General features: G+C 35.8%; 14 protein-coding genes and 1 tRNA gene. 7 read left to right on the plus strand and 8 right to left on the minus strand.

The window, feature by feature from the left end:
- The first annotated feature begins 86 nt into the window (after positions 1-86).
- The 5 genes from recJ to K8B81_RS13965 all read left to right on the plus strand — a co-directional run bounded on the left by recJ (position 87) and on the right by K8B81_RS13965 (position 5775).
- Positions 87-1787 carry a single-stranded-DNA-specific exonuclease RecJ gene (recJ, locus tag K8B81_RS13945; RefSeq protein WP_223682193.1) on the plus strand — a complete coding sequence of 567 codons (1701 nt, stop codon included), beginning with the start codon at positions 87-89 and terminating at the stop codon, positions 1785-1787.
- Positions 1777-3057, plus strand: coding sequence for an MFS transporter (locus tag K8B81_RS13950; RefSeq protein WP_223682194.1), 1281 nt, complete (start codon positions 1777-1779; stop codon positions 3055-3057). Before recJ ends, K8B81_RS13950 begins: the two co-directional genes overlap by 11 nt.
- A 125-nt stretch (positions 3058-3182) precedes the next feature.
- Positions 3183-4046, plus strand: coding sequence for a carboxypeptidase-like regulatory domain-containing protein (locus tag K8B81_RS13955; RefSeq protein ID WP_223682195.1), 864 nt, complete (start codon positions 3183-3185; stop codon positions 4044-4046).
- Positions 4047-4130: 84 nt separating this feature from the next.
- Complete coding sequence (locus K8B81_RS13960; protein WP_223682196.1) at positions 4131-4487, plus strand: hypothetical protein; 357 nt, start codon at positions 4131-4133, stop codon at positions 4485-4487.
- Between the two features lie 73 nt (positions 4488-4560).
- On the plus strand, positions 4561-5775 hold the full coding sequence (locus K8B81_RS13965) for a cytochrome c3 family protein (protein ID WP_223682197.1): 1215 nt from the start codon (positions 4561-4563) through the stop codon (positions 5773-5775).
- On the opposite strand, the gene K8B81_RS13970 is transcribed toward K8B81_RS13965, so the two are convergent.
- From K8B81_RS13970 to K8B81_RS13980, 3 genes are all read right to left on the minus strand, one after another.
- Positions 5776-6519, minus strand: a complete 744-nt coding sequence (locus K8B81_RS13970; protein ID WP_223682198.1) for a UDP-2,3-diacylglucosamine diphosphatase — start codon at positions 6517-6519, stop codon at positions 5776-5778.
- 74 nt (positions 6520-6593) lie between these two features.
- On the minus strand, positions 6594-7046 hold the full coding sequence (locus K8B81_RS13975; protein WP_223682199.1) for a 6-pyruvoyl trahydropterin synthase family protein: 453 nt from the start codon (positions 7044-7046) through the stop codon (positions 6594-6596).
- A gap of 164 nt (positions 7047-7210) precedes the next feature.
- Positions 7211-7975 carry an enoyl-CoA hydratase/isomerase family protein gene (locus K8B81_RS13980; RefSeq protein ID WP_223682200.1) on the minus strand — a complete coding sequence of 255 codons (765 nt, stop codon included), beginning with the start codon at positions 7973-7975 and terminating at the stop codon, positions 7211-7213.
- A 177-nt stretch (positions 7976-8152) separates the two neighbouring features.
- Between K8B81_RS13980 and K8B81_RS13985 the strand changes: the two genes are divergently transcribed.
- Positions 8153-8226: transfer RNA gene (locus K8B81_RS13985), tRNA-Ala, on the plus strand.
- A gap of 35 nt (positions 8227-8261) precedes the next feature.
- Here the strand turns inward: K8B81_RS13985 and K8B81_RS13990 are convergent.
- Positions 8262-8465, minus strand: coding sequence for a hypothetical protein (locus tag K8B81_RS13990; RefSeq protein ID WP_223682201.1), 204 nt, complete (start codon positions 8463-8465; stop codon positions 8262-8264).
- Between the two features lie 152 nt (positions 8466-8617).
- On the opposite strand from K8B81_RS13990, the gene K8B81_RS13995 reads away from it, so the two are divergent.
- On the plus strand, positions 8618-9181 hold the full coding sequence (locus K8B81_RS13995; RefSeq protein WP_223682202.1) for a DUF6642 family protein: 564 nt from the start codon (positions 8618-8620) through the stop codon (positions 9179-9181).
- Between the two features lie 200 nt (positions 9182-9381).
- Here the strand turns inward: K8B81_RS13995 and K8B81_RS14000 are convergent, their stop codons facing one another.
- From K8B81_RS14000 to K8B81_RS14015, 4 genes are all read right to left on the minus strand, one after another.
- A complete protein-coding gene (locus tag K8B81_RS14000) occupies positions 9382-9711 on the minus strand; it encodes a YegP family protein (protein WP_223682203.1) in 330 nt (109 codons plus the stop codon).
- Positions 9712-9827: 116 nt separating this feature from the next.
- On the minus strand, positions 9828-10781 hold the full coding sequence (locus tag K8B81_RS14005) for a lipid A deacylase LpxR family protein (protein ID WP_223682204.1): 954 nt from the start codon (positions 10779-10781) through the stop codon (positions 9828-9830).
- Positions 10771-11538 (minus strand): monofunctional biosynthetic peptidoglycan transglycosylase, encoded by a 768-nt coding sequence (gene mtgA, locus K8B81_RS14010; protein ID WP_223682205.1) that lies wholly within the window; start codon positions 11536-11538, stop codon positions 10771-10773. The genes K8B81_RS14005 and mtgA overlap by 11 nt, the downstream gene beginning before the upstream one ends.
- Complete coding sequence (locus K8B81_RS14015; protein WP_223682206.1) at positions 11538-12650, minus strand: NAD(P)/FAD-dependent oxidoreductase; 1113 nt, start codon at positions 12648-12650, stop codon at positions 11538-11540. Before K8B81_RS14015 ends, mtgA begins: the two co-directional genes overlap by 1 nt.
- Between the last annotated feature and the right edge of the window lie 121 nt (positions 12651-12771).

Genomic DNA, 12771 nt, shown 5'->3' on the forward strand with positions numbered 1-12771 from the left:
AATTTGTGGTTAAAAAAATAAACATCAAATTAAACGTTTTTAGTCCCGATAGCTATGGGGACTAAAATCAACAATCTAAAATCAAAATGCGCTGGACCATAAAACAAAAACCTTCTGAAGATAAAATCAAACATTTGGCACAAGCCTTAAATGTAGAAGATTTTGTAGCCACACTTTTGATTCAGCGTGGAATTGAAACTTTCGAAGAGGCTAAAAATTTCTTTCGCCCATCTTTAGAACACCTGCATGATCCTTATTTAATGAAAGATATGGATAAAGCCGTAGCCCGAATTGAACAAGCGATTGAAAATCAGGAAAACATTCTGGTATTCGGCGATTATGATGTGGACGGTACGACTGCGGTTTCTTTGGTTTCTTCATATTTGAAATCCCATTACCCAAACATTGCGACTTATATTCCGGACCGTTACGACGAAGGTTACGGAATCTCGTATAAAGGAATTGACTTTGCAGACGATAACGGATTTTCTTTAATTATCGCTCTAGACTGTGGAATCAAATCCATCGATCATATCGCCTACGCGAAAGCAAAAAGCATTGACTTTATTGTTTGTGATCACCACCGCCCCGGAGAATTTCTTCCGGATGCTGTTGCAGTTTTAGACCCAAAAAGAGAAGACTGCTCCTACCCTTACGATGAATTATGCGGCTGTGGCGTTGGTTTTAAACTGATTCAGGCTTTAGGCCAAAACCGAAATGAAACGATAGAAGATTTAGTTCCGTATCTGGATTTGGTTGCCACTGCAATTGCTGCCGATATCGTTCCGATTACGGGGGAAAATCGTGTTCTGGCTTATTTCGGTTTGAAAGTAATTAATAGTGAGCCAAGACCAGGAATTAAAGCTCTTGTTCATCAGGTAAAAAAGAAAGTTTTAGACATCACCGATGTTGTGTTTATTATTTCTCCGCGAATTAATGCCGCTGGAAGAATCAAACATGGCAATCATGCGGTTGAATTGTTAACCGAGTTTAATTTTGAACAGGCCCAGCAATTTGCTTCTGAAATCGAACAATACAATGCTGACAGAAAAGATTTAGATAAAAAAATTACCAAAGAAGCGTTTCAGCAAATCATAGAAAACAACGAAGAAGAACGCTTTTCAACCGTTGTTTTTCAGGAAGACTGGCACAAAGGCGTAATTGGAATTGTGGCTTCGAGATTAATTGAGACTTATTACCGTCCTACTTTGGTTTTCACTAAAAGCGGTGATAAATATGCGGCATCGGCAAGATCTGTAAAAGGTTTTGATGTTTATAATGCCTTAGATACCTGTTCAGAGCATCTGGAGCAATTTGGAGGTCACATGTACGCCGCAGGAATGACTTTGAAAGCAGAAAATTACCTGGCTTTTAAAGCCGCTTTTGAGAAATGCGTCGAATCAACCATTCATCCCGATATGCGGACTCCGGAAATCGAAATTGACGCTGAAATTGATTTCGCTGATATAACGCCAAAACTGATTCGGATTTTAAAACAATTTCAACCTTTTGGCCCACAAAATATGACACCGGTTTTTATGACACGAAATGCAAAAGATACGGGATATGCCAAAACTCTTGGTTCAGAAGAAGAACATTTAAGGCTTTTTGTAAAACAAAACAACTCTGAAGGGATGGCCGCTATTGGTTTTGGACTCGGAAAAAAAATAAATATTGCACAAAATCAAAATCCGTTTCAACTGGCGTACTGCATTGCTGAAAACGAATGGAACGGGAATATCACCACCCAGCTGATGCTGAAAGACATTAGAAGTAATGAAAAATAACGAAAAGAAAAACGACCCGTATCAGGCGTTGCGCTATAGAGAATTTAATGTGTTTTTATTGTTGCGTTTTGCAATGGTTTTTGCCTGGTCCATGCAGTTTATTGTGATTGAATGGGAAGTTTACAGTTTGACAAAAGATCCACTTTCATTAGGTTTTATTGGTTTGATGGAAATTATTCCTGCCGTTTCAATGGCTTTGTTCGCAGGACATATTGTCGATCAGAGAGAAAAGAAAGGATTATTGGTAAAATGTATTTTAGGCTTTTCAGTCATTAGTTTTGGACTTTTCCTGTTAACCTGGCCAACAGTTGTTGGAGACTGGTCTAAAGATTACATTTTATATTCCATTTATGCTCTTGTCTTTGTTGGCGGAATTGTACGTTCTTTTATGGGACCAACTATTTTCTCTCTTTTATCCCTGATCATTCCTAAAAAAGTATATCCAAATGCGGCAACCTGGAGCAGTACAGTCTGGCAGATTGGAGCCGTTATGGGCCCGGCTTTGGCGGGGTTTTCAATTAACTGGATTGGCGTTCACTGGTCTATGTGTCTGGTATTCGGATTTTCTATTCTTTCCTTAATTGCCTTATCGCAAATCAGCAAAAAACCAATCTTAAATCCAAAAATTGGGGAATCTATAAAAGACAGTCTTACTGAAGGTTTGACTTTTGTATTCAAAAACCAGATTGTTTTAGGTGCATTATCGCTTGATATGATTGCGGTACTTTTTGGAGGAGCCGTAGCATTATTGCCTGTTTTTGCTCAGGATATTTTAAAAGTGGGTTCTGAAGGTTTTGGTATTTTAAGGGCTGCTCCTGCAGTAGGATCTTTCATTACAGTACTTGTTTCTGCGTATGTGCCTTTAAATAAAAATGCAGGCAAGAAACTTTTAGCAGCCATATTTATTTTTGGATTGTCGATTATTTTATTTGGCCTTTCCACTTTTTTCTGGCTTTCGGTGTTCGCTTTATTTTTGAGTGGACTTTCTGACGGAATTTCGGTTGTAATTAGGCAAACTATCCTGCAGCTTAAAACGCCGGATCATATGCGTGGCCGTGTTGGTGCTGTAAATTCAATTTTTGTGGGTTCTTCTAATGAATTGGGCGCTTTTGAAAGCGGTGCAACTGCCAAATTAATGGGAACTGTAACTTCAGTTGTTTTTGGTGGAAGTGTGACGCTTTTAACGGTTATTGTAACCGCACTTAAATCACCAACTTTTAGAAATTTAGATCTAAATAGAGACATGGAAGATCATCATAAATTGGAGTAATCAAATTCCACTTCATCACCTATTTTATTTATATTCAATACATTAATTTCCTACAAAATGTTAAAAATAGGATAAAATAGAATTCAATTTTAATCTTATTTCATTTCTTTATTCTAAAAAAGCAAATGAAATATACTACTATCCTATTTCCCATTCTTTTTACATCCATCATATTTGCACAAGAATCGATAATTTCAGGCAAACTAAAAAATGCTCAAAACAGCAAAGAACTCGGTTATGTAAATATCGGAATCGTCAATAAAAATGCTGGAACTGTTTCAAACGAAAAAGGTCTTTTCAAATTAAAATTAAATGAAAAAGTAACTCCAAATGATACAGTTGTATTTTCTCATGTTGGTTTTGAAACGAAAAAATTATTAGTCAATCAACTAAAATCTGATCATAATGATATTGAGATGACACCTTCTGAAAACACTTTAAAAGAAGTTGTAGTCGCTTTTAAAAAAACCAAACCCAAACAATTTGGCAGAAGTGCAAAAGGTCTGGGGCTTATGCATTTTAATTTTTTTACCGTTCATGACAAGACTGTCGATGATTATTTGAGTCGTGAAAGAGGAATGGAATTTCGAATCAAAAAAGATTGTAAAGTCAATGATTTCAATTTCAATATTACTTCTAACGAATTTAAATCGGTTAAATTCAGACTGAATTTTTATAAAATTGAAAATGGCCTACCTTCTACAATAGTAATTGAAAAAGACATTATTTTTGAAGTCAAAGACAAAAAAACCGGATTATTTTCAGTTGACCTAAAGCCTTACGATATTTATCTTGATAAAGAAATGGGCGATATTGCGGTCACTATTCAATGGATTGAAAGTATAAAAGCCAACGAAAAAAGCAAATTTTTCTCTATTTCTACTGCTAAGTCTGCCACTGAAAATAGTTTTTACAGAGAAAGAAATATGGCGAATTGGAGCAAAACAGGACAAAGCTTAACATTCTACCTTAACACAATGTGTCAGTAAACTGAAAATTTTACCCTTTTATGTTTTTTTTATTTAGAATTAATATAAATAATATTTATATTTGTTGAAATAAAGGATTTTATAATGAAAGATATTGAACAGATATACCACAATAACTTTGGAGTGGCCTTTTACTGGAAAAAGGAAAACAAAACAATTTTAGATAAAGTACAATTGGTTTTCAGGGAAACCGGATTTTATCTTTCTGTTGCCGAATTGAATCAGTTTTGTGATTTGATTGAGGACAGCCTTATTGAAAATACTTGTTGTGAATCCTGCCAGTTAAAAAACAGCTGCCATAAATTTTTACTCAAAACACCCTTATCTCAAGTAGATTTAGCAGTTTCGATGAAAGAGATAAAATCAATAAAGGATCTAATTGAAGGAACTTTATTCCGGTTGGATCTGGATGAATATGTATACGGACCGGGCTTAAACTAAGAAATTCCAAATTATTTAACAGTTATTTTCCATAATTGAAATTTATTTATTTTAAAAAAGTATATTTACTATAATGAAAATAGCCCTTACTCTTTTTACTTTATTTGCCCTGACGCTGCTTTTAATAAGTTGTAAAAATGAAGCCGATGATTATATTGATCCTCGCGGAACCGATTATGCTGGCTCTGAAAGCTGTATTCAATGTCATCAGCAACAACATCAAACTTCTATTTTCAGCGCACATTACAAAGCTACATTAGCTGCTACTCAAAAGAATATTTTAGGACATTTTACAAATGGCAAAAATACTTTCGTCTATGACAAAACCACTAAACTTGTCATGGAGGAACGTAACGATTCACTTTATCAGGTATTGTATGAAAATGGGAAAGAAGTTAAAGCTTATCCTTTTGATGTTCTCTTTGGTTTTAAACATGCTCAAACCAGCGGTTACTGGAAAAATCACAATTTTTATGAGTTACCCATTTCCTACTATAAATCTACAAACAACTGGGCAACTAGTCCGGATTATTCTAACATGAAAGCCGATTTTAGTAAAAAAATACAAAAAGAATGCTTTTCGTGCCACAGTTCTAATATTGCAGGCGATTATGTGACTACAAGCAGTTCCGAAGCTTATAATTATATGGGAATGGAAGTTCATAACTTTATGAACAAAAACACTTTAATTTACGGATTAGATTGCGAGCGCTGCCATGGTCCGGCAAAAGAACATGTCCGGACGCATTTAAAATTTCCTGATTTAAAGAAAGCGCAAAATATGCTGTCTTTTCGTAATCTGAACAGGCAGCAAAGAATAGATGCCTGTGCTTTATGCCATTCGGGGAATGATAAAATGAAACTAAAATCACGATTTCAATTTAAACCTGGAGAAAGTCTGACCGATTATTTTCAGGAAAACCGACGTACAAAAGACACGTTGACTTATGACGTACATGGAAACCAGTTAGGCCTGCTTTCTCAAAGCAAATGTTTTCAAAAAAGCCAGACTATGGACTGTATTACCTGTCATAACCCTCATCAGGATACGCCACAAAAAAGTATTTCGTACTCCAAAATCTGTATGAGCTGTCATCAAAGCACGCAACACAAGGCTGTAACCTTAAAAACAATTTCAAAATCGGAATTAACGAATAATTGCGTCGAATGTCATATGCCAACACAAGATTCGAAAGTAATCCGTTTTCAGCAGTCGAATAGTGCTGCTTTTAACAGCTATTCGCTAAGAACACACAAAATTGCTATATATCCGACAGCTAAAAAGTAATTATTTCTCAAACTTTTTGAGTTCAAAAGTTTCTCCATCAAAAACACCGTACGTAAAATAACCAATCCAGTCACCCAGATTTACATATTTTGAATCTTCTCCAACCGGAATGATCATGGGTAAATGACGGTGACCAAAAATAAAATAATTATAATGTTTGGTTTCAAGTTTTCGTTTGGCATACAAAACCAGCCACTCATTTTCTTCGCCCAGAAATTTCACATCTTCATCACCGGAAATGAGTTTATTTTTTACGGATAAGTATTGTGCTAAACTAACGCCAACATCAGGATGAAGCCAGCGAAAAAGCCATTTTGAAAACGGATTTGTAAAGACCTTTTTCATTCTTTTATATCCCTTGTCTCCGGGACCTTTTCCGTCCCCGTGACCAATCAGAAATGTTTTTCCGTTAAAGATAAATTCTTTATTGTCATGATAAACCGGAATATTCAATTCGGTTTCAAAATAATCATGCATCCATAAATCGTGATTTCCGACAAAGAAAAAAATTGGGATTCCGCTGTCGCGAATTTCGGCCAGTTTACCTAAAATACGAACGAAGCCTTTTGGTACAACTGTTTTATATTCGAACCAAAAATCGAATAAATCACCTAATAAAAAAATAGCTTCCGCATCATTTTTTACTTCATCAAGCCAGGCTACGAATTTCTTTTCACGAGGAAGACTCAATTCAGGAGTTGGAGCCCCAAAATGCTGGTCAGAAGCAAAATATATTTTTTTCATTGGTGTGTTAAAAGTTAGATGTTAGAAGTTATGAGTTTTTGACTTTAACGTTTAACTCTTAACTTAAAACTTTATTACATATTATCAGACGCAAACCATTCTGCAAATGAAGAGTCGGTTTCCTGAAGTTTTAGTGAGAAAAGTTTAATTCCTGAAGGCAATCTTGCTACGATCCTGTCAGCAAAATCAATTACCATATTTTCACTGGTTGGCTGATAATCGACAAGAATTACATGATGCCCACGATTTTTCAGTTCGTTTGCCAATTCTATATGTGGAGTAGTTTCATTAAATACAGTTGCATGGTCAAACTGATCGACGATTTCTTCTTTTACAATTTTCTTTAGATCCGAAAAATCAATCACCATTCCGAATTTTACATTTGAACGGTCCGTGATTGGCGAACCAATAACCGTTACCGATAATTTGTAACTGTGTCCATGAACGTTCTTGCATTTTCCGTCGTAACCGTATAAAGCGTGTCCGGTTTCGAAACTAAATTGTTTTGTAATTCTGATATTACTCATCGGTTGTTTTTTCTGCAAATTTAGGAAATAGATGTTGAGAAATGGTGTTTTAATACAAAAAGGTCTTGATTTACGGTTTTTAGCCCTGATCGCAGCGACATCCTTTTGTGGCGGGGTTCGCCACAAAAGATATAGCGGAGAGCAGGAATCAGCTCCTGAAAAAATTACTTCTTGAATTCCAATAAAGCCTTTTTTGTAAAATCTGAAAGAACCAGTTTTCCGGTGATTTTCGCGCGCTCGATTAATATCGATTCCCATTGTTCTGTACCTTCCCAAATAATTTTCTTCATTTCAAATAGCGCTTCGGGATTGTATGAACTGAGTTTTTGTGCAAAATTTTCCACTTCCGCATCCAGTAAATCAGCATTATGAAGTGCTGAATACAGTCCGTTTTGCAGGGCCCAGCTTGCGGATTTCCATTCGTGAGCTGCCAAAGTCATTTGGGTCATTGCCATTTTACCGATTTTACGGGAAACAGCAGGCTCAATAACAAACGGACCAATACCAATAGCGAGTTCCGAGAGTTTTACGGCACTCTCAGGCGTTGCCAAAACATAATCGCAGGCAGCTATAATGCCCACGCCTCCTCCAACGGCTTTTCCCTGAACGCGTCCAATAATAAGTTTGGTACAGTTTCGCATAGCGTTTAGCAAATGAGCAAAACCGGAGAAAAATTCGGTTCCCTGTTCTTCATTCTGCACCGCCAGCAATTCATCAAACGAAGCGCCGGAACAGAATACTTTTGAACCTTCGCTTTGCAGGATGATAACGGAAACTGTTTCATTTCGGCTTAACAAATTGATTTCTGCTGTTAGTCGATCCAGCAATTCACGCGGAAAAGAATTACTGGCAGGGTGACCAAACTGAATGGTAGCCACCGTATTTTGAAAGGAAGTTGTTAAGCTTCCGTTTGGATTTTCTGAACTCATAAATAATAGTTTTAAAAGTAAAGTTACGGTTTTGACAACTATTTTTTGAGCTATATTGATTTGAAATTTGTTTTTTGAAAATTAATTGACTTTATTTGCTCTCGAAACGGGGATTAGCTCATTTGGCTAGAGCGTCCCGAAAGCTTTCGGGAAGGTGACATCGCAAACTTTATACACGGGGGATTAGCTCATTTGGCTAGAGCGCTTGCCTGGCAGGCAAGAGGTGACCGGTTCGAATCCGGTATTCTCCACAAACTATAAACTCAGGTTAAAAAACCTGAGTTTTTTATTTCTCATTAGCAGTATCTTCAAAATCCGGTTCGTCTTCTTTAGATTTTTTATAGTCGTTGTTTAGAAACTCTGTCAGTTTCTTTTTCTCTTTTTGATTTTTTCTAATCATAAACAAAATTAGCAACATTAGTACTACTGCTACAACTCCAATTATTATCCAATTGATTTCCATATCCTTAAATTTCACTAAAATTATCATTTTAAAATTTTCCGGATATTATCAAAATGTTAAACCTCTGTAATTGTACAAATCTGTTATAACAGGCTTTTCTATCTAAGTAATTATAATTAAATTGCTGACAACAAAAAAAAAACGCTTTTAACCTGAATGGACTATAAAAATTAAATTCCATGGATTCTGATAAATTTATTTTCTGCCTGGAAGGTGTACCAGATATAGAAAACGACACTGCTACCGAAGTGGTTAAAAGTCTTGAAAAACTGGCCTTTAATCAGGGAATTTCCAGCATTCACAAAACCTGCGATACTATTGAAGGACTCGAGGAAAGCCTGAATAACCTGCTTTATGACGATCATAATTTCAAAGATTACGAAATCATCTATCTGGTAATGAAGGGCGAAGCCAACAACATCTGCCTCAACAACTACTATTACAGCCTGGAAGAAATCGCCGAAATCTTTGAAGGTAAAATGAAAGGTAAAATCCTGCATTTTGCCAATTCAAAAATATTAGACCTCAACGAAGAGGAAGCACAGTATTTCCTGGATATTACCGGAGCACGAGCGATTTCCGGTTATGGTACGTTTTCGAACAATTTTACAAGTACCGGCTCTGTTGACAAAGCTTTTTTCAAATTATGCCAGGAAGAGGACGACCTCATTGAAATTGTAGAAACACTCTACGAAAAGCATTACGATCTTTGTAAACTTCTGGATTTTAGGCTGTATTATTAGTTTTTTAGAAGCAGATTATTTGTTTTCAATAAGACGTTTTGTCCTGCTGTCCGCTATATCTTTTTCCTGGTAAAGGAGCAGGAAAAAGGATGCCGCTCCCATCAGGGCTATATTAGAAATTTCAACTTTTTAAGACCTAAGTTAACAAAAAAAGCCCTCGATTACGAGAGCTTTTAATCATATTATTTACAAATCTAAACCTAAGCCTGATCATCAGTTGAAGCATCCGGGGCATTAGTTTTTACAGATTCAATTCCATTATCTCTCCCTGAAGCACTTTCGTACATTTCGCTGTTTCCAATAATTTGTCCGTTTGAAGCCTTTAATGAAAAATAAAACTTCCCACTAGAAGATTCTTTTTTATCAAATTTTGAATCGTCCTGTGAATTCGTTTTTACAGATTCTATTCCGTTTAAACAAGCTGCTTTTGTCGAATATCCTTCGCTTGTCAAAATCGTCTGACCGTTGCCGGCTTTCAAATTAAATTGAAATTCTCCATTTGTTCTTTTGGTAATTACAAATTTTCCCATGCTGTTTTTTGCTTTTAAGTTATTGGTTAGAAATGATTTTATTCTGCATTATATATAAAAGTACAAAACTTAGAAATACGATTTTATGGTTAACCGTAAATTGTAAATTTTATAACTTATTTCAGTAAAAACCCTAACCGAATCGAACCGTAAAAATAGCCCGTATTCGTATTATGAACAGGATCTTTTAATTCTCTTCCACGATACAAAAATGAATACGATATATTAAAATTATTATGTCGGTATTTAAACCCTGCTTCAGCATTAAAACGTAAAGGTTCTAAATCAAAAGTCACCGGACTTGAATCATTAAACATACTTCCCTGAATTGTCGCATCATAAAATTGATAATTGACGCTTGGCATCGCATAAAAGTAAAATTCACGAACATTGTACTGTGGTTCAAAACTTACCGATGCATCATGCAGATTTGAGTCGTAAACCGGCAATAGTTTTTTAAACCCAAACCGGGCTAAAAATCCTGTAGAAACTCCTGTAAAAATAGTTCCCAGATTTGCTTCTGACTGATAATGAAAATCTACATAGTCATGATGCTTCTTAGAAAATAATTTTTTCGAATACATAACATGAGTCTGTACAGCCAGGGCATTATGCAGTTGATTTTCCCAGCCATATACTTTTTTATACCCAATTATATGATGAAAACTTTCCTGCATTTCTTTACCAAAAGCATTCGGTCCCATGTAGCCTAACTGAAAATCAGTTTTCAAAACTGATTCACTCTGATAAAAAAAACTGTGTCCAGCCTCCGCAAAAAGATATCCGGTAAAAGGGCGGTCGTTTATGGTAACCGCTTCCTCATTAATAAACCTCGGATTATAAATATATTGACCGATCCTGAATTCGGTGATTTCTTTATTGATCTTTTCATTGTTATTTTTCGACAAAAACCTGTAAAAAATTTCCAGTCCATTGGTATAATACATATCATTTTTAGAGGAAGTATACAAATCGTTATCAGTAATAAAACCGATTTCAGTCTTTTTCTGGGCAAAGCCAAAAGCTGTCAGGAATATGAAAAGCAGAAAAAAGCTTTTTTTACTTTCCATCATAATTTATTTTACCAACGGCGCGCATTTCGCGAATAATTCTTTCTTTTCTTCTGTTGATATAACTTGAAGATCCCGTTGCTTTAAATTTCCTTGGATTTGGCAAAATGGCCGCGATACCTGCTGCCTGCATTGGTGTCAGGCTTGATGCATCACGTCTATACCAGTATTCTGTTGCGGCATAAGCACCATAAACCCCATCTCCCATTTCGATACTGTTCAGGTAAACTTCCATAATACGTTCTTTGCCCCAGATGAGTTCAATCAGCACTGTAAAATAAGCTTCGAGTCCCTTACGGAAATAACTTTTTCCCTGCCAGAGAAAAACATTCTTGGCTGTTTGCTGAGAAATGGTGCTTCCTCCACGAATCCTGCGGCCGCGTTCGTTGCTTTTGTAGGCCTTTTGAAGTGCTTTAAAATCGAATCCGTTATGATACAAAAAAGTTCCGTCTTCACTGGCAATAACGGCTTTTTGAAGATTTTTGGAGATCTTTTCTATTGGTTCCCAGTTATGATCGAAATATATTTCTTTATCAGACATTTTGTTCTCTATGACCCGTATCACCATAAGCGGTGTAAAAAATACAGGGACATATTTAAAAATTACAACCCATGCAATCGAAATTCCGAAAAACCATAAAGCAGCTTTTATGAAAAACCATTTTATTTTTTGTCCCAAACTACGATTTGATTTTTTAGAAGCAGGTTTCGATTTGCCTGCGGTTGTTTTTTTTGGTGTTGGTTTCTTGGCTGCCATTAAATTAAATCTGCTAATTCTGTTCCTATTAAACTACCTATTGCTACTCCCATTCCGCCTAAACGCACTCCACAAAACACGTTATCAGATAGTTGGGATACAACAGGTTTTTTACTGTTTCCGATTCCCATAACACCACTCCATCGATGTGCAATATGAAAATCCTGGTTTGGTAAAATTACATTTTTCAATAAATCTTCCAATCTATTTTGCACAATTTTGGTCTGGCCAAATTCAGTTGTCTTTTCAGTTTCAAAATCTAAGTTTCTTCCTCCTCCAAGCAAAATTCTGTCACTAATATTCCTGAAATAATAATAGCCCCTGTCTAAATGAAAAGTCCCTCTGATATCTAAATTTGGAATTGGCGCTGTAATTAAAACCTGTGCCCTGGCAGGCTTTACTGCGCCATTTGTTAAAGTATTTGCAAATCCGTTTGTTGCAAAAAGCAATTTTTTAGATTTAAAACTAAAATCATTCAACACCACTTCAACATGATTGCCGGCATCAGTAAAAGACGTTACAGTTTGCTGATTCAGAATTAAAATATTAGCGGCAACAGCCTTTCTCAGCAATTCCTGCATCATATTTCCAGTATCAATCTGCGCTTCAAACGGGTTAAAAATCAAATACTCCTGAATATTTTCAAACCCAAAACGGTCAATTTCTTTGGTAAATACTTCTGCCTTGAAAAGGGGTTTTAAAACTTCATTTATAAAAGGAATTTTAGAAATACATTCATTAAATCCGAATTCATCCCCTTTCAAAAACAATTCATAACCGCCATAAGGCCTGAAATCAATTATGTCATCTCCCAACCTTTTTCGAAGCAATTGTAAACCCTGCCATCGTTTTTCTATTAATTCGACAACGTCTTCTTCAGTATGTGTTTTTAAGTCCTCCATGATTTCAGAAATGCTTCCAAAACAGGCGAAACCAGCATTCTTTGTACTTGCCCCCTGAGGCAGCATGCCTTTTTCTAACACCAGAATTTTTGACTCCGGAAATCTTTCGCGTAAGCGCAATGCTGCATGAAGTCCTACAATCCCGCTTCCAACTATGGTATACTCTACATTAGTAAACCAGTTTTTTAGTTCCCAATAACTAAGTTCCATCTTAGCAATTTATTAAATTCCAATATTTTAAATCCCAAATCCCAATCGTGGGTTAAATTACAATATTTTAAATTCCAAATTCCAAACTTTGCCTTTAAATTTAATCACTACTTATTCAATG

The organism is Flavobacterium hibisci (assembly GCF_020026925.1).
Classification (GTDB): Bacteria; Bacteroidota; Bacteroidia; order Flavobacteriales; family Flavobacteriaceae; genus Flavobacterium; species Flavobacterium hibisci.

Coding starts and splice junctions, on each gene's coding strand:
- K8B81_RS14005 (WP_223682204.1), bottom strand. CDS start 10,781: ATGGAAAGTAAAAAAAGCTTTTTTCTGCTTTTCATATTCCTGACAGCT.
- K8B81_RS13990 (WP_223682201.1), bottom strand. CDS start 8,465: ATGATAATTTTAGTGAAATTTAAGGATATGGAAATCAATTGGATAATA.
- K8B81_RS14015 (WP_223682206.1), bottom strand. CDS start 12,650: ATGGAACTTAGTTATTGGGAACTAAAAAACTGGTTTACTAATGTAGAG.
- K8B81_RS13950 (WP_223682194.1), top strand. CDS start 1,777: ATGAAAAATAACGAAAAGAAAAACGACCCGTATCAGGCGTTGCGCTAT.
- K8B81_RS13965 (WP_223682197.1), top strand. CDS start 4,561: ATGAAAATAGCCCTTACTCTTTTTACTTTATTTGCCCTGACGCTGCTT.
- K8B81_RS14000 (WP_223682203.1), bottom strand. CDS start 9,711: ATGGGAAAATTTGTAATTACCAAAAGAACAAATGGAGAATTTCAATTT.
- mtgA (WP_223682205.1), bottom strand. CDS start 11,538: ATGGCAGCCAAGAAACCAACACCAAAAAAAACAACCGCAGGCAAATCG.
- K8B81_RS13975 (WP_223682199.1), bottom strand. CDS start 7,046: ATGAGTAATATCAGAATTACAAAACAATTTAGTTTCGAAACCGGACAC.
- K8B81_RS13980 (WP_223682200.1), bottom strand. CDS start 7,975: ATGAGTTCAGAAAATCCAAACGGAAGCTTAACAACTTCCTTTCAAAAT.
- K8B81_RS13960 (WP_223682196.1), top strand. CDS start 4,131: ATGAAAGATATTGAACAGATATACCACAATAACTTTGGAGTGGCCTTT.
- recJ (WP_223682193.1), top strand. CDS start 87: ATGCGCTGGACCATAAAACAAAAACCTTCTGAAGATAAAATCAAACAT.
- K8B81_RS13955 (WP_223682195.1), top strand. CDS start 3,183: ATGAAATATACTACTATCCTATTTCCCATTCTTTTTACATCCATCATA.
- K8B81_RS13970 (WP_223682198.1), bottom strand. CDS start 6,519: ATGAAAAAAATATATTTTGCTTCTGACCAGCATTTTGGGGCTCCAACT.
- K8B81_RS13995 (WP_223682202.1), top strand. CDS start 8,618: ATGGATTCTGATAAATTTATTTTCTGCCTGGAAGGTGTACCAGATATA.